Origin of the sequence: Psychrobacillus soli (genome assembly GCF_006861775.1) — a bacterium.
Taxonomy (GTDB): Bacteria; Bacillota; Bacilli; order Bacillales_A; family Planococcaceae; genus Psychrobacillus; species Psychrobacillus soli.
This window is the reverse complement of the sequence record NZ_VDGG01000038.1, coordinates 1-24329: the sequence shown is the minus strand read 5'-3', so window position 1 is coordinate 24329 and position 24329 is coordinate 1. Positions and strand designations below refer to the sequence as shown.

Here is a 24329-nt window from a genome sequence, read left to right as displayed (position 1 = left end):
TTCAGTCGATATAAAGTGTCGGTGGAAAGAAGAGAGGAGAAATATCTATGAGTAATGTGGATTTAGAAGCTTTACGCAGTCGCGTGGATGAGATTAACGTTGAAATTTTACAGTTAATCAACGAAAGAGCTGGTGTTGTAAAAGAAATAGGAAGAGTGAAAGAAAAGCAAGGTGTGAATAGATATGATCCTCTTCGCGAAAGACATATGTTAGATCACTTAAAAGAAAATAATGATGGGCCACTACCACAGTCAACTGTGGAACATATTTTTAAAGAAATCTTTAAAACTGCTTTAGAATTACAAGTGGATGATCAAAAGAAAGCACTATTAGTATCTCGTAAAAAGAAATCAGAAGATACAGTGGTTGAAATAAACGGTGAAAAAATCGGTACAGGAACTCCTTCTTTCATATTTGGACCATGTGCAGTAGAATCATACACACAAGTAGCGGAAGTTGCTGCAGCAATTCAAGGAAAAGGCTTAAAGTTGATACGAGGTGGGGCATATAAGCCGCGTACATCACCTTATGATTTCCAAGGTCTTGGCTTAGAAGGCTTAAAAATATTAAAACAAATTTCTCAAGAATACGGCTTAGCAGTTATCTCTGAAATTGTGACACCTAGCCATTTAGATGAAGCACTTGACTATATAGACGTTGTGCAAGTAGGTGCTCGTAATATGCAAAACTTCGAATTATTAAAAGCAGTAGGATCAATCAACAAACCTGTATTATTAAAAAGAGGTATTGCGGCTACATTAGATGAATTCATTCATGCTGCGGAGTATATTATGTCACAAGGAAATGATCAAATCATTTTATGTGAACGCGGTATTCGCACATACGAACGTGCTACTCGAAATACATTAGATATTTCAGCAGTGCCAATTTTAAAACAAGAAACGCATTTACCAGTGTTTGTAGACGTTACACATTCAACTGGACGTCGTGATATTCTTTTACCTGCAGCTAAAGCTGCTATCGCAATTGGAGCAGACGGAGTAATGGCGGAAGTTCATCCAGATCCAGCAGTTGCGTTGTCAGATGCGGCACAACAAATGAATTTACAACAATTCGATGAGTTCTACAATTCGTTACAAAACTTCATGAAAACACATGAAGTTCATGCATAAGTGATAAATATTCACAAAACCGACTCTTGCTATAGAGTCGGTTTTACTATTTAATTGAAAGTTATAGAGTATATCAAGTATTATTTATATATAATATAAATAACAATAAATGTGAAGGAGTGATATGCGTTGACTATTACCATTTATGATGTGGCAAGAGAAGCAAATGTGTCGATGGCAACTGTTTCACGTGTAGTTAATGGAAACCAAAACGTCAAGCCAGCAACTCGTCAAAAAGTGTTGGCTGTTATCGAACGATTGGACTATCGACCAAATGCAGTCGCAAGAGGGCTAGCTAGTAAGAAAACAAAAACTGTAGGAGTTATTATACCGGATATTTCCAACGTGTTTTATGCGGAATTAGTACGAGGCATAGAAGATATTGCAACGATGTATCGCTATAATATTATTTTAACGAATTCTGACCAACAGGCAGATAAAGAAGTGCAACTACTATCTACATTGTTTAGTAAACAAGTGGATGGAATTGTTATGATGAGCGATGAAGTAACGAAGGATATGCTAAATGAAATGGAAAGGTCAAGTGTTCCAATTGTTTTAGCAGGTACAGTGGAAACATCCGAAGCGTTTCCTTCTGTTAATATCGAATATCATGAAGCAGCAGTTGACGCTGTCAATCGCCTAATTCAAAATGGTCATACACGCATTGCATTTGTCTCAGGGAATATGGAGTCGACCATCGATCGAGTATATAAACGATCTGGCTATGAAAAAGCATTAAAAGAGGCGAACATTGAAATCGATAATGATTTAATCGTTGGTGTGGATAACACATACGATGATGGTCATGCTGCATGGGAAGAGTTATGTAAGCTTTCGAATCCACCTACGGCATTTTTTGCAGGCAATGACGAAATCGCAATCGGGTTAATTCACGGTGCTCAGGATAGTGGACTGAATGTACCTAATGACATTGAAGTCATCAGTTTTGAAAACTCTAAACTGGCAAGAATGGTACGTCCACAGCTAACAAGTGTTGTGTTGCCATTATACGATATCGGTGCAGTTTCCATGCGATTATTAACGAAATTTATGAACAAAGAGAAAATTGAAGAACAAATAGTCGTTTTGCCTTATCGAATTGAAGAAAGAGAATCAGTAAAATAAAAAATCACCAGTAGCCCATGGTTACTGGTGATTTTTGTATGATTGCTGATTGCGAAGTGCATATAGTGCTTTGTCGAGCATTTGTTTATTCTTCTCCATTATTTCTGCTTTTCGTGGGATTGGTTCGTATAACGGAGTCGGATCCATCCAAGTTGGGATAAGCGGAACTGGTGACTCTTTGGACCAACGATCCATCCAAGCTTTAGGTAAGTTACCTTCCGGAGTTTTCAAATCATTCATTTCCATCCAAAGAAGGGACCAAGCACGCGGAACGACACGCCAAATATCATAACCACCTCCACCAACAGCAATCCATTTTCCACCACAATACTGATGTGCAAGTTCATGTGCTAGTTTAGGAATCTCTCGGTAAATATTCATCGTTCCATATAAATGGGTTAACGGATCAAAATAATGGGCATCTGCACCATTTTGGCTTAATATAACATCAGGTTTAAAGGACTCCACAATTTCCCGAAGTGCCGTGCGATAAATCTCCAAAAATGATTCATCCTCGGTAAAAGCATCTATTGGGAAGTTAAAAGAAGTACCATACCCTTCACCAGTTCCTCGTTCTGTAATATTACCGGTTCCAGGAAATAAATATCTGCCTGTTTCATGTATCGAGATTGTACATACATTAGGCTCATCGTAAAAGCTCCACTGTACACCGTCCCCATGATGCGCATCTGTATCGATATAGAGAACACGTGCATTATATTTTTGCTGCATATATTTAATAGCTACTGAACTATCATTATATATACAAAATCCCGAGGCTCGTCCTTTAAATCCGTGGTGGAGACCTCCACCTAAGTTAAGGGCATGCAATGATTTCCCTTCCATTACGTAATCTACTGCAGTTAGTGTACCACCGACAAGGCTTGCGCTTGCTTCGTGCATATGAGGGAAAATAGGAGTATCTTCAGTCCCTATACCATAGCTTTCATAAACGGTAGTATCATTTGTCTCCAAGCTTGCTTTTTTGACAATTTCAATATACTGAGGATCATGTATTAAACTCAATTCTTCGTCTGTTGCAATACGTGGTACTACGATATCCGATGATGATAAAGCGTTCATTTCTTTCAATAAATCGACCGTTAAGGTTAGGCGTTTTTGATTGAACGGGTGTGTATCCGAAAACCTATAACCTAACTGATCTTCTGAAAAGACAAACACAGCATTTTTCTTCATAGAGTCATTCCCGGATGATTTGGCCATAATACTTCGAATCCTTCTGTTCTTAATGCTTCTATAATGCTAATCGGATTTATCGTTTTCACTCGGAGCACTAAAATTTTATACGCTTCATTCGCTTTATCGGGATATACGAGTACGCTTAAGACATTCATTTTTTGCTCATAAAAAACTTTAGAAACTTCAAATAAAACACCAGGTCTATTTGGTACGCGAACTTCTATTTGGGACCCCGGTTGATGTGCGCCAGTAAGTTCAATAAATTTATACAATAAATCAGATTCCGTAATCATGCCGACAAGTTTTCCTTGTGACACAATAGGTAAACATCCTATCCGATTATCATAAAAAATAGTAGCGGTTTCTTCTATGAAATCTAAAGGATGGCCGACAATTGGATTTGTGGTCATAATTTTTTCTAATGGTAATTCATATACTTCTGGATTGTTACTGGTCAATAGAGTAGATGGAGTTGCTTCTTTTAGATCGCGGTCGGTTACGACACCTAGAACTTCATTCTCGGTGTTAATAATCGCAATATGGCGGATTCGTTTTGCTTTTAAAAGCAGTAACGCATCATTAATCGTGTGCGTAGGTGTTAAAGTCGGTACCGAGGTATTCATAATTTCTTCTACAAGCATTTGCATACACCCCTTTTTAAAAGTTCATGCGCATTAATGTGATTCTAATTAAGTTACCGCTCCTGTATTAGCCATACGAGCAGAAGTTCCCATCTTTAGGATTCTGCTAGTACATAAACCGGTTCATGAAGCGCAACTGGTCAAATTGTTGAATGGATTTATTGTTCACTCGACTTCCAATTTTGGCCATTAAACAATTAGCAGGATGCGAACTGATCTCGGGATCGTCCGTTGCAAAATATTCGAGGCCGCCAGCTTGCATCATTTTCTCCATCACTTTACGGTACTCCCATACATTTAAACCAGTGCCCTTTAAATCCCAATGCCAATAATATTCCGTTGTAATTGTAATATAATCTTCCATTGCATCATCCATCATCGAAACGCGTAAAAGTGTTTTGCCAACACCAGTTCCACGAAATTTTGGAATTACTTCAATTGCTCCTAATTCTATTAAGTCTTCCATTTTCCCTTTCGACCATCTTTCCAAAGGATCTGGATAAAGAAATGTACAATAACCAACGATGGTCTGTTGATCTCGTACAATAATAATTCTTCCTTCCGGCAATTTGGCGATTTCAATAATTGCTTTATGCTGTTGGGCAGGTGCCCTAAAAGCTATTAAGTCTTCATGAAACACTAAATCTGCTATTTGCTCCGAAAGAATTGGTCCTTCGACAATGACAGCACCATGTTTTGTTTCTATTTCCAACGCATTATACGTCTTTTCGTGTATCACGAGTTCACCACCTATAAAAATAAACGCATTTAAAACTATTATACATGATTTCTACGAAAAGAAGGTGGATGTATAAAAAACAAAACGAAACATTCTTAAAAATAAAAAGATTGGCAAAACTGTGAACAAATATTGTAGAATAGAAGTGTATAGTGTTTGTATAGTTCTAGAAAGGGTGAAAAGGATGAAAGTAATAGAAATGTTACCAGTAGTACAAGGGGATTATCAGTTAAAGGATTATGAAGAAACGGCAAGAACATTTAAGTGGGAAGATGCCGAGAAAAATTTTTCGTGGCATGAAACTGGAAAAGTAAATATGGCATATGAAGCAATTGATAGACATGCCGAATCCGAGAAGAAAGACAAAGTCGCACTTCATTATCAAGATGCAGACAGAAAAGAATCTTATACGTATGCGGATATGAAAAAGTGGACAAACAAAGCTGCCAACGTTTATAAAGAGTACTCTAACTTAACAAAAGGAGATCGACTATTCATTTTTATGCCTAGATCTCCGGAATTATATTTCTCGCTTTTAGGTGCTGTGAAAATGGGAGTTATTGTCGGACCTCTTTTCGAAGCGTTTATGGAAGGTGCAGTATATGACCGATTATTAGATAGTGAAGCTAAGGCTATTGTGACAACTCCAGATTTATTGGAAAGAATTCCTTTAGATAAATTACCAGATTTAGAGACGGTATTTTTAGTAGGAGATAACATAGAGGAAACAGAAAAGTTTATCGACTTCAAAAAAGCATTACATAATGCTTCGGAAGCTTTTGATATTGAGTGGGTAGATAAAGAAGATGGGCTAATTTTACACTATACATCAGGTTCCACAGGCAAACCAAAAGGAATTTTACATGTACATTATGCAATGGTTCAACAATATCAATCGATGAAATGGGTTATGGACATTCGTGACGAAGATGTATATTGGTGTACAGCTGACCCAGGGTGGGTAACGGGTACTTCTTACGGGATATTCGGACCTTGGTTAACTGGAGCTACGTCACTTGTGCTTGGTGGACGTTTTTCACCAGATGCTTGGTATAATGCAATTGAAGCATACAAAGTAACAGTATGGTATAGTGCGCCAACTGCATTCCGAATGCTAATGGGAGCAGGAGATGCTATCGTGGAGAAACATGATTTATCCTCTCTTCGACATATATTATCCGTAGGGGAACCTTTAAACCCGGAAGTAGTAAAATGGGGAATGCAAGTGTTCCATTTGCGCATTCATGATACTTGGTGGATGACTGAAACAGGCGCGCAAATGATTTGTAATTTCGGTTGTCTACCGATTAAACCAGGATCTATGGGAAAACCACTTCCTGGGTTGGAAGCAGCGATTATTGACAATCAAGGAAATGTCGTTCCACCATATACGATGGGGAACTTAGCGATTAAAAAAGGTTGGCCATCAATGATGCGTCAAATTTGGAATAATAAAGAAAAATACGAATCTAGTTTTATGAATGATGAATGGTATTTTTCCGGAGATTCTGCATACATGGATGATGAAGGGTATTACTGGTTCCAAGGACGAGTAGATGACGTGATCATGACTTCCGGTGAACGAGTAGGACCATTTGAGGTGGAAAGCAAATTAATCGAGCATCCCGCTATTTTAGAAGCAGGGGTAATTGGTAAACCAGATCCGGTGCGCGGAGAAATTATTAAAGCATTTGTTGCGTTAAATGAAGGGTACGAGCCTTCGGAAGAACTAATTGCAGATATTCAACAATTCGTGAAAAAAGGACTAGCTGCGCATGCTGCGCCAAGAGAAATTGAATTCAAAGACAAGTTACCGAAAACGAGAAGCGGTAAAATTATGCGCCGCGTTCTAAAAGCTTGGGAGTTAAAATTACCAACGGGCGATTTATCTACAATGGAAGACTAATAAAAAGCCACAGCGACCAGATTTTATAAGGTGCTGTGGCTTTTGTCTGCTTAGGAAAGATAATATGTAGAAATTCTTTCGACAATATGAGGTATGTCACTAGATAAGGATAATGCGTAATAAGGAAGTGACAGCTACATCCAGTAAATGGTTAAGAGCAACCAACTGGTTAGTGAGAGCAACCAATTTACAGATTAAAGCAACCAATTCTTATAGTAACGAGTTAACTTGGAGTGAGATGGAGGTGAGTATGGCGTATTATCTATATACCGTGTAGTTTTCGAAGTACGATTATCCAGTAAATGGTTAAGAGCAATCAGCTGGTCATTGAAAGCAACCAAATCTATTATGAGAGCAATCAAATCAGTGTAAGAGCAACCAAATTACAGGTGTAAGCAACCAATTCTTATAGTAACGAGTTAACTTGGAGTCAGATGGAGGTGAGTATGGCATATTATCTATATACTGTGTAGTTTTCGAAGTATGATTATCCAGTAAATGGTTAAGAGCAACCATCTGGTCATTGGAAGCAACCAAATCTATTATGAGGGCAATCAAATCAGCGTGAGAGCAACCAATTTACAGATGAAAGCAACTAATTCTTATAGTAACGAGTTAACTTGGAGTCAGATGGAGGTGAGTATGGCATATTATCTATATACCGTGTAGTTTTCGAAGTATGATTATCCAGTAAATGGTTAAGAGCAACCATCTGGTCATTGGAAGCAACCAATTCTATGATGAGGGCAATCAAATCAGCGTGTAAGCAACCAATTCTCAAAATAAAGAGTTAACTTGTGGTGAGACGATAGTGATGGATATTGTGCAATCTATTATTTGTCGTAGGCCGAGGATAACCAAATCGATTAAACAGCGAACAGCGCCCGAAATTATATTTTTGGGCGCTGATCTCTAAGTAAAGAGTCTCTATTCTAAGAATAAGTAACCTAACACCAGTCGGTTCTATAGGTGCCCGACAACCATTGGGGATTACCGAAAGAAAGGGACGAGAAGTTGTTTGCAACTTCTCGTCCCTTTCGAACAATAAAGATAAGATGCACTTTTGTCCTTATCTTCTTGCAGTTGTTGTGTCTCCTTCTTCGGATGAATCATCTTCATTCGAAGGGGGAGTAGTTATCCCGTCATCAGTCGCGTCATCCTCTCCGTTTTCTGGAGGTGTGACAGGTTCAACAGGAGTTTCTGGTTGCGCGGCTTCTAGCGACACAATATTGGAAGCGCCTGATTGTAAACCAGTAATGTCTACAGATACAATAATATATTGACCAGGACCGCTAATTGTAAAGCTAGCTGACTCAGCTTCTGCTTTAGTTGCGACAAGTACTCGTTGTCCATCAACAACTTGGAATACACGATAACCGACAACATCAGATGATGCTGATTTTGCCCATGTTATGGTATTTCCGGATATCATGGCATTTACTGCAGCAGGTGGGCTACCATCCGCTTTAAATACTTCTTCTGACACAACATTACCACCGAAACTAGAATCCTCTGGGAAAAGCTTACTCGCATTTCCTCCAAATCTTCCGAGCATTCGTGTAATAAAGTCTTGGTTCACCCCGTAGCCTCCTTGAACAACAAATTCACTAGGAGTAGCATCTAAGGCGCGATATCTATCACCGTTTATCACCACATAAGAAGAGGAGATTAAACTATCATCTGCGGCGGTTGGTAACATAGCAGCAGCGTTAAATAAATCGGATTTAACTAATCCTGCTTTTGCACATGCATCAGAAGGTGCTAGTCCAGAAATTCCGCAGAAAGATCTCGTTACGACTCCTTCGGGAACTTGGAAAGGGTTCGGTGCATCGATTAGTTCTGGTGATACATCATACATAGCATTCATCATATTAGACCACAACATATTCACGCGCACACTCGGATGATTATAACGATTATTCATATAAAATAATGATTTTTTATTATCATCGTAACCAAGCCATACACCTAAAGAAACATTTGGATTGTATCCAACAAGCCATGAGTCATTATGATTTTGAGTTGTCCCAGTTTTAGCTGCGAAATCGGATTGGAATTTAAGTCGTGAGTTCGCTAACTTCGCTGTACCACCAGATAATACGTCACGCATCATATCGGTAATAATATAAGCAGTTGCAGGACTGAAAACTTGTACCGGTACGGTTTCGTGTTCATAAATAATATTACCTTCCACATCTTCAATCTTTTCAATCATATAGGCATCGATAAATTGCCCATTATTTGCAAAGGTGCCAAATGCATTTGTATTTTCTTCCACTGTAGCACCGTGTGTCATCCCACCGATAGAAAGTGCATGGTTTGCATATTCATTTTCTTCAATATGTTCAAATCCCATTTTCATTAAGAAGTCAGTCGGTTTTCTATCCATGATTAAATCATATAAACGAATCGTAGATAAGTTTTGAGACGTCATCAGCGAGCTACGTGCTGAAATAATTCCTTTTTCTTGCGCAATCGTATAGTTGGCGGGTGATTTTGCCCAAGTCGTTCTTGTTAGATTGTCTAGTTTAATATCCACTACTGGGCTTCCAGCACCAATGACTCCATATTCGATTGCAGGAGCATATACTAGTAAAGGCTTCATCGTGGACCCAATTGGTCGAATAGCTTGTGTCGCATGATTGTATTGTTCTAAATGATAATCACGTCCACCGAGGAACGTTAATATTTTCCCGGTTCCATTTTCGATGAGCATACTTCCAACTTGAACCGGAAAATCTTTTGTAATGATCTCGCCGGTATTTGGATCTTTTACTTCTTTCGTGTACGTATGTCCATAATACTCAAATTCATCTTTTACTTTTAACATTGCTTCAAACATATTTCTATTAATCGTTGTATGTATTCGATATCCATCTGTTCGAATAGAGCGTTCGGCTATAATATTATATTTCTCATATAATTTCTTCTCTTTTGCTAGTCTTTCAGGGTCAATTCCATCTGCACTAGCTAATTGACCTCTTAGAATATCTTTTACACGGTTTTCCACTTCGTATGTTAACCAAGGATATTTTTCCTCAGCGACCACTTCCGGCTCTCTAAAGTCTTGTGTAATATCGTAACTTATGGCAGAATCATATTCTTCTTGCGAAATATAACCTGTTTCTTTCATTCGAAATAATACGGTCTTCATCCGCTCAATACCAGGCTGTAATGCGTCCCCCTCTTTCTTTTCTCCACCTTGTCTAAAAGGGGTATAAGCAAATGGAGCTTGTGGAATCCCGGCGATATATGCGGCTTGTGGCAATGTAAGATCCTTTGCTTTTACATTAAAGATACCGTTTGCAGCTGTTTCAATTCCTGCAATATTCCGCCCGTTTGCATTTCGTCCATATGGAATTATATTTAAGTAGGCTTCTAATACTTCCTCTTTTGTCATGAAATGCTCTAAGCGCATTGCTAAGAGAATTTCTTTTGCTTTTCGTTCGTATGATACTTCATTGGTTAAAATTTGATTTTTTATTAATTGTTGCGTTAAAGTGGATCCGCCAGTTTGCGTATCTGAATTTGTAAAGTCTTGAAGTAACCCGCGGAAAATTGCTTTCGGTACAATTCCATTATGTACTTCAAAATACTCATCTTCTGTCGCGAGGACCGCGTCAATAACATATGGGGAAACTGAAGCAAGCTTTGTTTCCGTCCGTTCCAGATCGGTTCTTAGTTTTCCTAAATACACATTATCCGCAAAGTAGATTTCGGATGTTTCCTCATAATTAAATACGTCCGCTCGCATGTCTTCTTTCGCTCGAAGTGGTTCTTCCTTCACTAGCGATGCAAAATAACCAGCACCAACAGAAGCGGCAAATACTCCGAGCGCAAGGAATATTACGATAAATAGTAAGCATAAGTTCCATATGACGCCAGAAGAAATTCGTAAACCTTTCGCCCATTTAGTAGATTGCCACTTATTCATTTTCTCTGTATAAAATTGGATTTTCTCGATCCATTTTTTCATTGATTATTCGACCCCCAAATCAAGAATTATTATACCATAATCATCTATTAGTAGACGATAGATATTGACATACGTTTCAGATTAGGTAAAATAGGTATATAATTTAACGAGGAAGAGTCCGAAGTAGTTGTTGTGCAAACTGTTTAGAGAGCTAGCGGTCGGTGAAAGCTAGTCAGTGTACAATGGATGAATTACAGGCTTGGAGTTAGACGTTTTCACGACGATACCGTGAACGAAGCGGAAGGATAGATGCCTTCAAGCTGGGTGGTACCGCGCTAATTTACTTAAGCGTCCCTGCATGATTTATTTCATGTGGGGACTTTTTTTATATTTAAGGAGGAGATTGAAATGACAAATGCATTACTAGAAGACTTATCTTGGAGAGGGCTCATTTATCAGCAAACAGATGCAGATGGATTAAAGGATTTATTGAATAACGAAAAAATTTCTTTATACTGTGGAGTAGATCCAACTGCAGATAGTATGCATATTGGACATATCGTTCCATTACTAACATTAAGACGTTTCCAATTACATGGCCATCGTCCAATTTTACTAGTTGGTGGTGCAACAGGAATGGTTGGAGATCCATCTGGTCGTTCTGAAGAGCGAGTACTACAAACAACGGAGCAAATTGATAAAAATGTACAAGGAATTAAAGCTCAAATGGAGCGGATTTTCGATTTTAATACCGAAAATGGGGCCAAAATGGTAAACAATCACGACTGGATTGGACCGATGAGTGTTATCGAGTTTTTACGTGATTTTGGTAAGCTTATTAATATTAACTACATGTTAGGAAAGGATTCCATTGCTTCTCGTTTAGATTCTGGTCTTTCTTTTACAGAGTTTGCTTACACATTAATTCAAGGCATTGACTTCAATCATTTATTCAACACGTATAACTGTAAAGTGCAAGTTGGTGGATCTGACCAATGGGGTAATATAACAACTGGTCTTGAAGTGATTCGCAAAACGCATGAGGAAGAAACAAAAGCTTTCGGGATTACGATTCCATTAGTAACAAAAGCAGATGGGACGAAATTCGGTAAATCAGCGTCTGGAGCTGTATGGCTAGATGCGAAAAAGACATCGCCGTATGAGTTTTATCAATTTTGGATCAACACAGCGGATGCAGATGTTATTAAATACATGAAAATATTTACGTTTTTAGATCGCAGTGAAATTGAAGCACTAGCTGTAACAGTGGAAAATGAGCCACATTTACGTAAAGCACAGACGACGTTAGCTGAAGAGATGACTCGTCTAATCCACGGGCAGGAAGCTTTAGAACAAGCAATTCGCATATCTCGAGCTTTGTTCAGTGGCAATTTGAAAGAGCTTACTGTTGATGAGATGAAAGATGCATTTAAAGATGTGCCATCAGTTGAAATGTCTAAAGATGAAAAGAGCATTGTAGACTTTATTGTAGAAGCAAGTGTATCACCTTCGAAAAGACAGGCTCGTGAAGATGTAGCGAATGGTGCAATTTCTATTAATGGTGAAAAAGTGACAGATATTGCATATGTAGTAGGAAAAGCAGACAGACTAGAAGATGAGTTCATGATCGTTCGTAGAGGGAAGAAAAACTACAAAATGATTAAATTTGTATAAAATGAAAGCTACTTCCCAATAAATAAGGGGAAGTAGCTTTTTAAAAAAGGGGTACAATTGTTAAAATCCACCACGTTCATCTACATGATGATTGTTCTGGCCATCTTTTACTTGAAGTTTTTTCTTTTCATTGTCCGTTAATTTTTCGGGCTCATTGAAGTTTGTGCTAACATGTGAATTTTTCATTTTTTTATTTGTCGATGTATGATTGTTATTATTTTTCATATTCATATCCTCCCATTTTTGTCATTTCAGTTCTTAGTATTTACATCGGTTAGTGAAATAATCATGAATTTATTAAGAAATTTAATATTTAATGTGAAATAGGATGAAAAATAAGCGATAAATAGTATAGAATGAGTACTAGAGATAAATTTTCAACAATATTAATATTTAATAATTTCACTTTATAGGTTAATTATTGGATCGAGGGGCTGGGCGCAATGGCTACAAAAAAATACATATTAGATCGTTTCGACGATTTTTTTGTTGTTCTATTCGAAAAAAATAACAAGGCAAACAAGTTAGTTATTTTAAAAGATAAGTTTACGATAGATGCAAAAATAGGAGATTTAGTAGAAGTTCATATGAATGAGGATAAATCAGGATATGATTTTAAAATACTAAAAGAAGAAGCAAATGAGACGAAACAACGGTTGTTGGATTTAATCGAAGGAATGAAAAAAGAATAAATAATATGCTCTTTTAAGAAAGCGCTTTTCTATTCAATTAGATGGCGCTTTTTTGTTTGTAGAAATGTAAAAGCCTTAGAAAAATTGCTAAAGCAACATATCTAGGGTTTACTTTTGCCTAGCTTTTATAAAATTTCTGACGATATCCGTAGATTCTCTTTTTTACACTATAGGAATAATGCGTTTTAAGGAAGTTACCGCTTTGATTTCCGCTGGGTGAGCGATAACCTATTACCGCCGCCCTTCCGCTTCAATTCACGAAAATTGCTAGCTAATCAGTGTCACTACTGTAAATTCAATCTTTATAGGGCATTTCCTAAAAATATAATTAATAAATAGTTGAGCAAGAAATAACAAAAAAAAACTGTAAACGCGACAAAACCGGTCAGCAGCTGCTGTATATGGTGTGCTTTATCCTTCTAAGAAGTAGAGTTTCGATGTATAAGTATCCAGTAAATGGGTAAGAACAACCAATCATTCATTGAAAGCAATCAATTCTATTCTTAAAGCAACTAAATTAGCACGAGAGCAACCAAATTAATGGTGAAAGCAACCAATTCTTAATCTAACAAGTTTACTTGAAGTGAGACGACGCTGAATAGGAGGCATTATACTAATAAATGGTTGAATTAAACAAACTTTTTCCAAGTATATGCTTCACTTATTTGGAGCCAGTATTTTCTAATTAGGTTTAATAAATAGTGCATGGGGGACCTGATTAATTTACATCTCTGATAACTGTAGACATCAAATTAGCAAGAAATTCTATTGATTGAAGCGGAAATCATTGCGAACACCTAATAGAGCTTCCTATAAACCATTATTCCTAAAATAAGAATAGATCAATTGAAAAAAGCCACCGAATTCCTGATTTCTCAGGGATTCGGTGGCTTCTAATATCACTCTTTGCAGAGCAATAAAATTAACGAGAGTAGAACTCAACGATTAGAGCTTCGTTAATTTCAGCTGATAATTCGCTACGTTCTGGAAGACGAACGAAAGTACCAACTTTTTTATCTGCGTCAAATGTTACGTATTCTGGAACGAAGTTGTTTACTTCGATCGCTTCGTTTACAACGTCAAGGTTTTGAGATTTTTCACGAAGAGAAATTTCTTGACCTGGTTTTACGCTGAATGAAGGAATATCAACACGTTTACCATCAACCATAACGTGACCGTGGTTAACTAATTGACGAGCTCCACGACGAGTACGAGCAAGACCTAAACGGTAAACAACGTTATCAAGGCGAGCTTCAAGAAGGATCATGAAGTTTTCACCATGTTTACCTTGCATTTTACCAGCTTTGTCAAAAAGAGTACGGAATTGACGTTCGTTAACACCATAAGTGTGACGAAGTTTTTGTTTCTCTTGTAATTGCATACCGTATTCTGTTAATTTTTTACGTTGGTTAGGACCGTGTTGTCCTGGTGCGTAAGGGCGTTTTTCTAATTCTTTACCAGTACCGCTTAGTGAAATACCAAGACGACGTGATAATTTCCATGATGGACCTGTATATCGAGACATGTATGTCTCCTCCTTTATATTGGTTTTATTTTGTTGTAAAATAAGACCAGATGTATTCAGACTAGCAGACATTTTGTTTTCATGTATCATCGCCCTAGCAGCCACGGGTTACAGGATACACCATCTTTTTAAAAAAGAGGAACAAAATGAGCAATCTAGGCCATACAACTGCTGCATTTATTTTACACAAACTAGATTGTATCGCTATATTCGGAGAAAGTCAATAATAATCATTTCTTGGAAAATGAACAGATATAAACTTAAAGAAACAATTGACAAATCTAAAGGAATATAGTCAAATTGTATTATAAGTAAAGTGTGATAAAAGTATCAAATTTGCTCTTGGAAAACTGAGAGGTGTACGCATGAAAGATGACGCAATAATGTTGCTTATAAAAAGTCGTATTTTAGATGTATATAATGAAAACTTACTTGCAAATGGAACTACGATAAATTGGTTCGATGACTTTAAAATAATATTGTCAGAATTTTTTGATGTTGATATGGTTCATTATTTGATTTTTGACTTAGATACATTTAGACCATTGAGAGCAAATCATTCTTACACTCCAAAGATGTACATGATTAAATGGCAGGAGATAGAAGCATTTTTTTATGAAAAAGATTTTACGGAAACACCTTTTTGGGATATGGAAAGCAATGAAAACAAAACAGTTAAGGTTTTATTTAGGGATCGTGACAATCAACCAATAGGATTGCTCGTCATGGAGTCCACTGTGAAATGGAAACAATTCTCTGAGTCGGAGAATATAGTTGAATTTATTCGCACCGTTAATAAGCTTGTGCAAACAATAAAACAAACGATTATATTAATCCAGCAAGAAAACCAATATCGCAATTTATTTAGTGTAACAAAAGCGTTTAACTCCACGTTAGATTCTGGGGAAATATTAAATGGAACATTATTTGCTATAAATAATGCATTTCCACAATTAGAACCTACATTAATATTATCCAATGACCAAGATAGAAAAACTTCTGTTCCTTATAAGTTGTTTGATTATACTTCTGAAAGACCAACCACGGTAGATGCATATGTTTCAGGTGAAATTACTACAGAGCTTGTACAAGATTTAGGCATAAGATTAATAAATGTACCGATAAAAGGGAAGCAAGGAATTTATGGGGTATTACAACTTTCTGCCCAGGAAGATTATTTCTTCTCTAATCGACAAAAGGAATTTGCCACTTCGCTAGCGGAAACGACTGGAAATGCACTTGAAAACGCAAAATTGTATATTCAGTCACATCGATTAGTTTCTGATTTGCAATTGATAAATGAAACTTCACATAAATTGAATACTAATATTTCTTTGGAAGAGATGCTCGTTTTCTTAAGAAATCAATTAATGAAATCTTTCCTTCCAGAGCAAGTATGTTTTGTTTTTATCGAAGAAGAAGAATACAAAATTTCATCAGCAAGTAATACTTTTTTCCATACAGAGGAAGGTCAATTGTACATTCAACATGTGTCCAATCACTTTAACAAAGTGAAGGATTCCTTGTTTATTGCTGACTTTAACAGAATAACAAAGTTACCATATGCATATCGCTCCCTAATAGCAGTCCCATTCAAAGAGCAAAATACAATTGTAGGTTTTAGCATAGTGCTCCATAAAGACCCTTATTTCTTCTCCTTTGATGGTTTTAAATTAATGCAATCACTTATCCAACATTCATCACTTGCTATAAGTAACTCTACACTAAGTAATAAATTGCAAGAGATGGTGAATAGAGATCATTTAACGAATCTTTTTGCGCGAAAATATTTAGATAAATATGTAGAAAATTCCATAGAAATAGATGACCGTGGAGTATTTGTATTAATCGATATTGATAATTTTAAACAAGTGAATGATATGTATGGTCACCAAATTGGAGATGAAATATTAAAACAAATAGCTTCTATTATCCAAAAAAAAGTTGGAGAAAAAGGAATTGGGGCAAGATGGGGTGGAGAAGAGCTAGCGCTATATTATGCGCAAATGACGCTCGCAGAAGGCATAGAAATGTGCAAGCAATTATTGGAATTGATCTCATCACAAACTAATCCAAGCGTTACAGTTTCGATCGGTGTTTCTAGTTGGCAACAACACGATAACATCGATTTTAAACATCTTTTTCACCTAGCAGATATTGCTTTATATGAAGCAAAAAACAAAGGGAAAAATCAATTAAGTATTATGAAGGTATCTCATCTTTCGTAAAGAGATGCCTTTTCTTTTTTGTCTATTCAGTGTAAACTAAATGTAAGCGTTTACAAAGGGGTGTTAGATACATGAATGATGAAAAAGTACAAAAGGAGACGGCATACATTCATACGGGCTATCAATCAGCCAATCATCAAGATAGCCTAGCAGTGCCTTTATATCAAACCTCCACCTTTGCATTTGAAACGGCTGAACAGGGAGCAAGAAGATTTGCTGGAGAAGAAACTGGCGGGGTTTACTCTCGTTTAGGAAATCCTACTGTTCGCGTGTTAGAAGAGCGAATGGCTGCAATAGAATATGGAGAAGGTGCATTAGCATTCGGTTCTGGGATGGCTGCTGTTAGTGCGATTCTCGTTCATTTAACTAAGTCTGGTGATCATATTCTTTGTACACGAGGGATATACGGTTGTACATTTGGTCTTCTTAACCTATTGAAAGAAAAATATAATGTTTCGCATGATTTAGCCATATTAAACACAGAAGAAGCAATCGAGGCTGCGATAAAACCAAATACAGTTTGTATTTATATCGAAACGCCTATTAATCCGACAATGGAAATGGTAGACATTGCATTAATAACGAAAGTTGCGAAAAAACACAAAATTCGTGTAGTAGTTGATAATACGTTTTCATCTCCTTATTTACAAAATCCACTAACACTTGGGGCGGATTTTGTCTTGCATAGTGCGACCAAATATATTAATGGACATGGGGACGTTATTGCAGGAATTGTTGTAGGCAGTAAAAAAGAAGAGATAGAGGAAATTCGTTTTTCTGTTCAGAAAGATTTTGGTGGGATTATTTCTCCGTTTGACGCTTGGTTACTCATTAGAGGACTTAAAACGATGCATGTACGGATGGATCGACATACAAAAAATGCAGAAAAAGTCGTTGCCTATTTGAAAACGGTCTCTTTAGTAGATAATGTTTATTATCCGTTTGATGAGAGCAATCCACAATTTCCAATTGCTAAAAAGCAAATGAAGGGCGGCGGTGGACTTGTTTCATTTACCGTTAAAGGTGGGCTGAAGAAAGTACAAAAGCTAATGAATGAATTGAAGCTTATCAAAATCGCGGTTAGTCTAGGGGATGCTGAAACGCTTATTCAACATCCAGCGACAATGACTCACTCAGTTGTACCTGAAAATGAGCGGTTGGAAATGGGTATTACGGATGGATTACTACGCCTTTCTGTAGGTCTCGAAAACGATATGGATCTAGTAGAAGATTTAAAGCAAGCATTTGCAAAACTTTAAAAGCAGAGGGAGCAACGACTCCCTCTGCTTTGTTATATATGCTTAATCAGTACTTGAACGAATTGTTCTAAGCCAGTTGCATCTTGTTCCGAAAAGCGTTCTTTTATCGGACTATCAATATCGAGAACTCCAACCAATACTCCATCTTTCACGATAGGAACTACAATTTCAGATTGGGAGGCTGCATCGCATGCTATATGACCTGGAAAAGCATGTACATCGGGAACGATGATTGTTTCTAAGTTTTTAGCAGCAGTCCCACAAACCCCTTTACCAACAGGAATTCTCACACAAGCAGGTAACCCTTGAAACGGTCCTAATACTAATTCGCCATCTTCCATCAAATAAAATCCAACCCAGTTAATTTGATCAAAAAACTGATTTAATAGAGCAGAAGCATTACTAAAATTTGCAATCGCATTTGTTTCTCCTGTTAAAAGTGCATCTAATTGTTTCGACATCATTGTATAGTTTGCTGACAAATCTTCTGAATAACTTGTTTTTGTAAACATTTTGTTTTCCCCATTCTACAAATATTTTTTTATTTCATTATAATACTGATGTAAATCTTTTACTTGGTGCGCATCAGATCCAAAAACTAACGGGATTTCTAGCTGCTTTGCCAATTGAATGTAAGCAGGTGCTGGATAGCTTTCTAAACAATAGGGTTTTGCAAGCCCTGCACTATTTACATCCAATTGAAGCTCTTTATTTTTTAACTCTAGCAAAATTGAAACTATTTCTTCGTGGTCATTTATTAGTTCAGGAAGTGCACGTTGAAATTTATGTACGAGCGTAATATGACCGATTCGTTTCGGTTTATAAATTCCTAGATGGCTCGTTATTGAATCCATCAATGTTTTATAATACAATTTATACACAGCCATTGGACTTCCTACATGTTCAATAAATGCTAAAAAAGTAGATTTAGAAAAATCTATACATGTGTAGGTGTTTTGGAATGGTAAAAAATGCACCGATAAAATCGAATCATCCAAATACTGGCCATATGTATTCAAAAAAGAAGTAGTCTCTTGTTCAAAACCAGAGATAAAATCTATTTCTAATCCGGTTGATATAACAATATCCTTTTCATATTGTTTTTTCAAACGATCTACATCAGCCAAGTACAATTCGAGTTGCTTCAAATCCATCCCACTGTCTTTATCAGGTGTTGGGTCAACAAAGTTTGTTGGTAATGGGGCATGCTCGGTAAATGTAATTTCATGAAACCTATTTTGGATTGCTTTTTCAATATATGAATGGAAGGAGTCAAGCGTTCCATGCGGGCAATAGGGCGTATGAATATGACCATCCTTTTTCAATAATATCTGCCTCCTTATCGCTGAAATATCATTATTTCAAATAATTAATTGCTTTTCTATTGTTTTATGAAACAATAACATAAAAAGCATGGTAATATATAGAGTAACATTGGAATTAGAATTTTTTGATTTTGGAACAGGGGGCTTACGATGAAGTATATCATCCCAGCAGTCATTATACTTTTAGTAATTGCAGTTTTTGCGTTTATAATAAGAAGAAAACATAATACAGAGATTGAACGTTTAGAGCATGAAAAACATCAAATTCAAAATAAACCAATTTTAGAGGAAATGACAAAAGTTAAACAACTGAATATGAACGGTCAAACGGAAGAAATGTTTGAAAGATGGCGTAATACATGGACAGAAGTAATGGATATACATATGCCGAAAATAGATGTTCTTTTATTTGATGCCGAAGAAAAAATAGACAAATTCATTTTTCCTAAAGCTACTAAAATTGAAAAAGAAATTCAAACGTTGATATCTTCTTGTGACGAAAAAATGTCAGAGATTCTAAAAGAACTAGAAGAGTTAATTGGCAGTGAAGAAAAAAACAGAATAGAAATGGAGCAGTTGAAAGAGCAACATCGTGCTGCTAGGAAAACTTTACTTGCCCATCAATATTCTTTTGGAGAAGCAGTTCCAGCACTAGAAGCGGAATTAGAATCATTTATCCCAGATTTTGAGGAATTTGATAAATTAACTGAGACAGGAAATTATTTAAGTGCACGGGAAATTGTCATTGCGCTGCAAGACAAAGGGAATAAGTTCTTCCCTAAATTGCATGATATTCCAAGCATACTTTCAGAAATACAAAATAAAATACCGGCTACTATTCATGAATTACGAAATGGTCAAAAAGAAATGGAAGAAAGTTCTTATTACTTGCAGCATCTTGAAATGACGAATAAATTAACAGAAATAGAAGCTGAGTTAATCGAATTGAAGGCGGCAATTGTCGATCTCCAAGTGGAAAAAACAATCGTAAGAGTAGAAGAAATAAAAGATGAAATGGAAACTTTCTATGATTTATTAGAAAAAGAAGTACATGCCAAAAAATACGTCGACCAGCACAAAGAACACACAGCTAGCCGATTAAAAGAAGTAACGACTGTTACTCGTGCAGTAAGTGAGGAAGCTGCTTATGTCCAGCAAAGCTACCGTTTGCCAGAAAAAGAGGCAGAAATACCGCAAAGCTGTTTAAAGGAATTAGAAGTATTAGCGAAAAAATTCGACCTCCTTTCAGGTCGTGTGGAAGAAGAACAATCCGCATACTCTAGCTTACAAGAAGAACTAAACGAAATTGCAGAAGACTTGGACCGATTATACGAAGAACAAGATCGTTTTGCGAATCGATTAAAAAATCTCCGAATCGATGAAAATAAAGCTCGTGAAAAACTAGATGAATTAAAACATATTTTACATGACACAGATCGAATGATGCAAAAAGCGAATATCCCGGGTATTCCCGAAGATATGGATGTCCGTTTAGAAGAAGCGGAAGAACATATTTATGTAGCAATGCAAAGTCTTCAAGAAGTGCCCTTAAATATGACGTTAGTCGATAATTATTTAGAAAAAGCAGAAGCGTGCATGGAAGAAGTGCATAAACGGGCAAAAGAAATGTTAGAAAATGTGTTGCTAACAGAAAAAATTATTCAATACGGCAATCGTTATCGTACAAGTCACCCCAGTGTAAATGCTCGCTTGTTAGAAGCGGAAGAAGCCTTTCGACAACTTAGATATGCAAAAGCGCTAGAGGATGCAGCGACAGCTGTAGAGGAAGTTGAACCAGGCGCACTAAAGAAAATCGAAGTATTAGTTAAGGAAGAGGCTTGGCGTACATAACTAGAAAGTCTAAAGCATTCTATTTTAGATATTAAAAATGGGTTTTGTATACAAACGTGAACCACCTCACTATAATAGTGATGGTGGTTTTTTTCCGAAAAGGAGAGGGAAATACAGTGATTTATTTTGACAATAGTGCTACAACGAAAGTGCATCCCGAAGTGATGAAAACCTTCGTAGCAGTGAACGAAAAGTTTTGGGCAAATCCAGCTTCAATACATGAATTTGGTCATCAAACGAATGAATTATTACAATCAGCTAGAGAGCAAGTAGCGGAAATCTTACATACTTCTGGTGATAAAGTTTATTTTACATCCGGTGGTACGGAATCCAATAATTTAGCGATTTTTGGCTTAGCGAATAAATATAAAAACCGTGGAAGACATATACTTGTTTCGGAAATTGAGCATCCCTCTGTACTGGAAGCCGCAAAACACTTAATGAAAAATGGATTCGAAGTAGAATGGATTCCGGTAGATTCGGATGGCGTAATATTAGTAGATGCAGTAAAAAGTCTTCTACGTGACGATACAGTTTTAGTAAGTGTTATGCATGTAAACAATGAAACAGGAGCGATTCAACCAATTGAGGAACTATCCACTTTTATAAGGAGCAATAATCGAGCGTTAATTCATGTGGATGCGGTACAAAGTTTTGGGAAATTACCAGTCCATTTTGGGGCATTGGATGTGGATGCTATTACTATTTCTTCTCATAAAATTCACGGTTTAAAAGGTTCTGGTGTTCTTGCGTTAAAAAAATTTATCGAAGTGGAGCCGATGCTTTTTGGTGGTGGTCAAGAATCTGGTATTCGGAGCGGAACAACACCAGTACCTTTAGCAGTATGTACCGCAAAAGCAGTAAGACTTGCAAATGACAACGTGCAGACAAATGCCGAGAAGATGAAAAAAATGACGGAAGATCTTATTCCTTTTCTAACATCTTTTCCGACGGTTAAAATGATTTCACCAACCAAACGGGCACCACATATCATTTCTTTTTCCGTGCGAAATGTAAAAGGGGAAGTTCTTATTAATGCTTTACAGCAAAAAAATGTTATAGTTTCTACAAGTAGTGCATGCTCTTCAAGGCAAACTAAAACAAGCCATGTACTTAAAGCAATGCATATACAGGATGACTATATAAAAGGAGTTATTCGACTTAGTTTTAGCTCAATAAATACACAAGAAGAAATAAATCAGTTTAAAAAAATATTTACAAATGTAATGAAAGTCATTAAAGGAGATTAGTTTTTATGAAATGGGAAAAAATATTAGTAAGATACGGTGAATTATCAACAAAAGGAAGAAATAGGAAGCAATTTATCTCACATCTTCGCAACAACATAAAATTTTCTTTTGTAGATTTACCAAATATTAAAGTACAGGCAGAAAGAGATCGAATGTTTTTAACTTCTTCAGAAGACTCGGAGATCGAGGCATTAATAGAGCGTCTACCAAAAATATTTGGCATTCAGTCTTTTAGCCCGGTCGCTTCTTGTTCACAAGAATTAGAAGATATTCAAGAGACTGCGCTTCAAATAATGGAAAGCTTAGATAGTGAAAATAAAACATTTCGTGTAACAGTGAAACGATCCGATAAAAGATTCCCACTTGATACATATGAATTGCAAACGACTGTAGCAAGTCATGTATTAAGACAATACCCAACTTTAAAAGTACAATTGAAAAAGCCCGAAATAGAGTTACGAATAGAAGTATTAGCGGATGCTGTATATATGATGGCACAAGTAATCCCTGGTGCTGGCGGTATGCCACTTGGTTCAAATGGTCGCTCGCTTTTAATGCTGTCTGGTGGGATTGACAGTCCAGTTGCTGGTTATATGCTTTTGAAACGTGGAGTAAGATTAGATGCTATTCATTTCCATAGTCCACCGTTTACAAGTGAGCGCTCGAAAGAAAAAGTAATGGATCTTGCAAACCAATTAAGTCATTTTGGAGCAACTGTTAGACTCCATGTCATTCCATTTACTGAAATCCAGCAAAGTATTGCTGCGCAAATTCCAGAAAATGTATCTATGACGACGACAAGAAGAATGATGTTGAAAATTGCAGATTTAGTTCGAGAAGAAATTGGTGCATTAGGCATTGTAACTGGTGAAAGTTTGGGTCAAGTTGCTAGTCAAACGCTCGAAAGCTTGACTGCCATTAATGCAGTCACATCTACACCAGTTTTCAGACCACTCATCTCTATGGACAAATTAGATATTATAGATATTGCCCGGGAAATAGGAACTTATGAGACGTCCATTTTACCTTATGAAGATTGCTGTACAATATTCACTCCTTCCTGTCCTAAAACAAAACCTAAGCTGGAGAAAGTGGAATACTACGAGAGCTTTAAAGATTATCATGACTTAATAAAAGAAGCAGTCGAAAATAGAGAAGTACACTCGTTTCCAACAAAAAAGAAAAATGATTTTGAAAACCTGTTATAAAAATTAACAAAATATACCTCTTATCCTCCGTGCATGAAATTCGAGAAAATGACCATTCTAATTTCACAAGGAGGTGAGAGACATGCCAAACAACAACAAACTTGTCGTTCCAGGTGTACAACAAGCGATTGATCAAATGAAATATGAAATTGCACAAGAATTTGGAGTACAACTTGGGCCTGATGCATCATCGCGTGCCAACGGATCCGTAGGCGGAGAAATTACAAAGCGATTAGTGCAACAAGCGCAATCACAAATGAACGGTTACAGTAAATAAGAAAACAGATAAACCGGTAGCCTTGGCTACCGGTTTATTGTTTTGTGTGGAGTGCATATTATAGGGATACTGCGTGGTAAGGAAGTGACCGCTAGGATTTTCGCTGTAGTCGAACGCTTTCCGCCGGGTGAGCGATGAGCCATCCCCGCCGCTTAGGCGTCGTAGGGATGTCTCATTTGCTCACGAGGAACAAAGGCTAAGAGCGCCACATCGTGTGGCAACGCCTTCGTGACCAACGTCCTGTTGGCCTCCGGCAGGAGTCGTCGACTACAGCGAAAATCAACGGAAATTGCTTGCTTATTGAGTATCAACTCACTAAAAACAAAATTTCCTCCGTTTTTCAACTGTGTGAATCCAATAAAAGGCTTAGGGCAACA

Annotated in this window: 20 protein-coding genes and 1 other annotated feature; of the genes, 11 read left to right on the top strand and 9 right to left on the bottom strand. The window is 36.9% G+C overall.

All coding sequences use genetic code 11. The features are described from left to right. Nucleotides 1-47: 47 nt before the first annotated feature. Both FG383_RS15620 and ccpA read left to right on the top strand, forming a co-directional pair. Nucleotides 48-1133 carry a bifunctional 3-deoxy-7-phosphoheptulonate synthase/chorismate mutase gene (locus FG383_RS15620; protein WP_142608325.1) on the top strand — a complete coding sequence of 362 codons (1086 nt, stop codon included), beginning with the start codon at nt 48-50 and terminating at the stop codon, nt 1131-1133. Between the two features lie 129 nt (nt 1134-1262). After that, the gene (gene ccpA / locus FG383_RS15615) at nt 1263-2261 is read left to right on the top strand and encodes a catabolite control protein A (RefSeq protein WP_142608324.1); all 999 of its coding nucleotides are present in this window, start codon (nt 1263-1265) and stop codon (nt 2259-2261) included. Between the two features lie 21 nt (nt 2262-2282). Here the strand turns inward: ccpA and FG383_RS15610 are convergent, their stop codons facing one another. The 3 genes from FG383_RS15610 to FG383_RS15600 form a co-directional block, all read right to left on the bottom strand. Next, the gene (locus tag FG383_RS15610; protein WP_142608323.1) at nt 2283-3485 is read right to left on the bottom strand and encodes an acetoin utilization protein AcuC; all 1203 of its coding nucleotides are present in this window, start codon (nt 3483-3485) and stop codon (nt 2283-2285) included. Beyond that, a complete protein-coding gene (locus FG383_RS15605; RefSeq protein WP_142608322.1) occupies nt 3455-4102 on the bottom strand; it encodes an acetoin utilization AcuB family protein in 648 nt (215 codons plus the stop codon). Before FG383_RS15605 ends, FG383_RS15610 begins: the two co-directional genes overlap by 31 nt. A gap of 106 nt (nt 4103-4208) precedes the next feature. After that, entirely contained in the window at nt 4209-4841 is a 633-nt protein-coding gene (locus FG383_RS15600) for a GNAT family N-acetyltransferase (protein ID WP_142608321.1), read from the bottom strand. A 184-nt stretch (nt 4842-5025) separates the two neighbouring features. Here FG383_RS15600 and acsA point away from each other — a divergent pair, with 184 nt between their 5' ends. Further along, a complete protein-coding gene (gene acsA, locus FG383_RS15595; RefSeq protein ID WP_142608320.1) occupies nt 5026-6747 on the top strand; it encodes an acetate--CoA ligase in 1722 nt (573 codons plus the stop codon). Between the two features lie 1069 nt (nt 6748-7816). Here the strand turns inward: acsA and FG383_RS15590 are convergent. Then, the gene (locus tag FG383_RS15590) at nt 7817-10723 is read right to left on the bottom strand and encodes a transglycosylase domain-containing protein (RefSeq protein WP_142608319.1); all 2907 of its coding nucleotides are present in this window, start codon (nt 10721-10723) and stop codon (nt 7817-7819) included. A gap of 100 nt (nt 10724-10823) precedes the next feature. Beyond that, nucleotides 10824-11022, top strand: a binding site (T-box leader). A gap of 49 nt (nt 11023-11071) precedes the next feature. Between FG383_RS15590 and tyrS the strand changes: the two genes are divergently transcribed. Then, nucleotides 11072-12337 (top strand): tyrosine--tRNA ligase, encoded by a 1266-nt coding sequence (gene tyrS / locus FG383_RS15585; protein ID WP_142608318.1) that lies wholly within the window; start codon nt 11072-11074, stop codon nt 12335-12337. Between the two features lie 60 nt (nt 12338-12397). Here tyrS and FG383_RS21010 read toward each other — a convergent pair whose 3' ends face one another. Next, on the bottom strand, nt 12398-12562 hold the full coding sequence (locus FG383_RS21010; protein WP_185907973.1) for a hypothetical protein: 165 nt from the start codon (nt 12560-12562) through the stop codon (nt 12398-12400). A gap of 218 nt (nt 12563-12780) precedes the next feature. Between FG383_RS21010 and FG383_RS15580 the strand changes: the two genes are divergently transcribed. Next, entirely contained in the window at nt 12781-13029 is a 249-nt protein-coding gene (locus tag FG383_RS15580; protein WP_142608317.1) for a DUF3006 family protein, read from the top strand. A gap of 922 nt (nt 13030-13951) precedes the next feature. Here the strand turns inward: FG383_RS15580 and rpsD are convergent. Further along, nucleotides 13952-14554: a 30S ribosomal protein S4 gene (gene rpsD, locus FG383_RS15575; RefSeq protein ID WP_142608316.1), complete on the bottom strand. Its 603-nt coding sequence runs from the start codon at nt 14552-14554 to the stop codon at nt 13952-13954. Nucleotides 14555-14919: 365 nt separating this feature from the next. Between rpsD and FG383_RS15570 the strand changes: the two genes are divergently transcribed. After that, the gene (locus FG383_RS15570) at nt 14920-16782 is read left to right on the top strand and encodes a sensor domain-containing diguanylate cyclase (protein ID WP_142608315.1); all 1863 of its coding nucleotides are present in this window, start codon (nt 14920-14922) and stop codon (nt 16780-16782) included. A gap of 71 nt (nt 16783-16853) precedes the next feature. After that, nucleotides 16854-18041: a methionine gamma-lyase gene (megL, locus tag FG383_RS15565; protein WP_142608314.1), complete on the top strand. Its 1188-nt coding sequence runs from the start codon at nt 16854-16856 to the stop codon at nt 18039-18041. Nucleotides 18042-18073: 32 nt separating this feature from the next. On the opposite strand, the gene FG383_RS15560 is transcribed toward megL, so the two are convergent. Both FG383_RS15560 and hisJ read right to left on the bottom strand, forming a co-directional pair. Beyond that, entirely contained in the window at nt 18074-18553 is a 480-nt protein-coding gene (locus FG383_RS15560) for a GAF domain-containing protein (RefSeq protein WP_142608313.1), read from the bottom strand. Between the two features lie 15 nt (nt 18554-18568). Beyond that, nucleotides 18569-19366 (bottom strand): histidinol-phosphatase HisJ, encoded by a 798-nt coding sequence (gene hisJ, locus FG383_RS15555; protein ID WP_142608312.1) that lies wholly within the window; start codon nt 19364-19366, stop codon nt 18569-18571. Nucleotides 19367-19516: 150 nt separating this feature from the next. Between hisJ and ezrA the strand changes: the two genes are divergently transcribed. From ezrA to FG383_RS15535, 4 genes are all read left to right on the top strand, one after another. Next, nucleotides 19517-21217, top strand: a complete 1701-nt coding sequence (ezrA, locus tag FG383_RS15550; RefSeq protein ID WP_142608311.1) for a septation ring formation regulator EzrA — start codon at nt 19517-19519, stop codon at nt 21215-21217. A gap of 116 nt (nt 21218-21333) precedes the next feature. After that, entirely contained in the window at nt 21334-22467 is a 1134-nt protein-coding gene (locus tag FG383_RS15545; RefSeq protein WP_142608310.1) for a cysteine desulfurase family protein, read from the top strand. 5 nt (nt 22468-22472) lie between these two features. Further along, nucleotides 22473-23675 (top strand): tRNA uracil 4-sulfurtransferase ThiI, encoded by a 1203-nt coding sequence (gene thiI / locus FG383_RS15540; RefSeq protein WP_142608309.1) that lies wholly within the window; start codon nt 22473-22475, stop codon nt 23673-23675. A gap of 82 nt (nt 23676-23757) precedes the next feature. Continuing rightward, entirely contained in the window at nt 23758-23952 is a 195-nt protein-coding gene (locus FG383_RS15535) for an alpha/beta-type small acid-soluble spore protein (protein WP_142608308.1), read from the top strand. A gap of 152 nt (nt 23953-24104) precedes the next feature. On the opposite strand, the gene FG383_RS21160 is transcribed toward FG383_RS15535, so the two are convergent. Further along, on the bottom strand, nt 24105-24329 hold a 225-nt coding region (locus tag FG383_RS21160; protein ID WP_221887534.1), incomplete at its 5' end, for a hypothetical protein.

What these genes read in the sequence shown, in the direction of transcription:
- FG383_RS15620 (WP_142608325.1), top strand. Translation starts at nt 48, where the DNA reads ATGAGTAATGTGGATTTAGAAGCTTTACGCAGTCGCGTGGATGAGATT.
- FG383_RS15610 (WP_142608323.1), bottom strand. Translation starts at nt 3,485, where the DNA reads ATGGCCAAATCATCCGGGAATGACTCTATGAAGAAAAATGCTGTGTTT.
- FG383_RS15605 (WP_142608322.1), bottom strand. Translation starts at nt 4,102, where the DNA reads ATGCTTGTAGAAGAAATTATGAATACCTCGGTACCGACTTTAACACCT.
- acsA (WP_142608320.1), top strand. Translation starts at nt 5,026, where the DNA reads ATGAAAGTAATAGAAATGTTACCAGTAGTACAAGGGGATTATCAGTTA.
- FG383_RS15590 (WP_142608319.1), bottom strand. Translation starts at nt 10,723, where the DNA reads ATGAAAAAATGGATCGAGAAAATCCAATTTTATACAGAGAAAATGAAT.
- tyrS (WP_142608318.1), top strand. Translation starts at nt 11,072, where the DNA reads ATGACAAATGCATTACTAGAAGACTTATCTTGGAGAGGGCTCATTTAT.
- FG383_RS21010 (WP_185907973.1), bottom strand. Translation starts at nt 12,562, where the DNA reads ATGAAAAATAATAACAATCATACATCGACAAATAAAAAAATGAAAAAT.
- FG383_RS15580 (WP_142608317.1), top strand. Translation starts at nt 12,781, where the DNA reads ATGGCTACAAAAAAATACATATTAGATCGTTTCGACGATTTTTTTGTT.
- rpsD (WP_142608316.1), bottom strand. Translation starts at nt 14,554, where the DNA reads ATGTCTCGATATACAGGTCCATCATGGAAATTATCACGTCGTCTTGGT.
- FG383_RS15570 (WP_142608315.1), top strand. Translation starts at nt 14,920, where the DNA reads ATGAAAGATGACGCAATAATGTTGCTTATAAAAAGTCGTATTTTAGAT.
- megL (WP_142608314.1), top strand. Translation starts at nt 16,854, where the DNA reads ATGAATGATGAAAAAGTACAAAAGGAGACGGCATACATTCATACGGGC.
- FG383_RS15560 (WP_142608313.1), bottom strand. Translation starts at nt 18,553, where the DNA reads ATGTTTACAAAAACAAGTTATTCAGAAGATTTGTCAGCAAACTATACA.
- ezrA (WP_142608311.1), top strand. Translation starts at nt 19,517, where the DNA reads ATGAAGTATATCATCCCAGCAGTCATTATACTTTTAGTAATTGCAGTT.
- thiI (WP_142608309.1), top strand. Translation starts at nt 22,473, where the DNA reads ATGAAATGGGAAAAAATATTAGTAAGATACGGTGAATTATCAACAAAA.
- FG383_RS15535 (WP_142608308.1), top strand. Translation starts at nt 23,758, where the DNA reads ATGCCAAACAACAACAAACTTGTCGTTCCAGGTGTACAACAAGCGATT.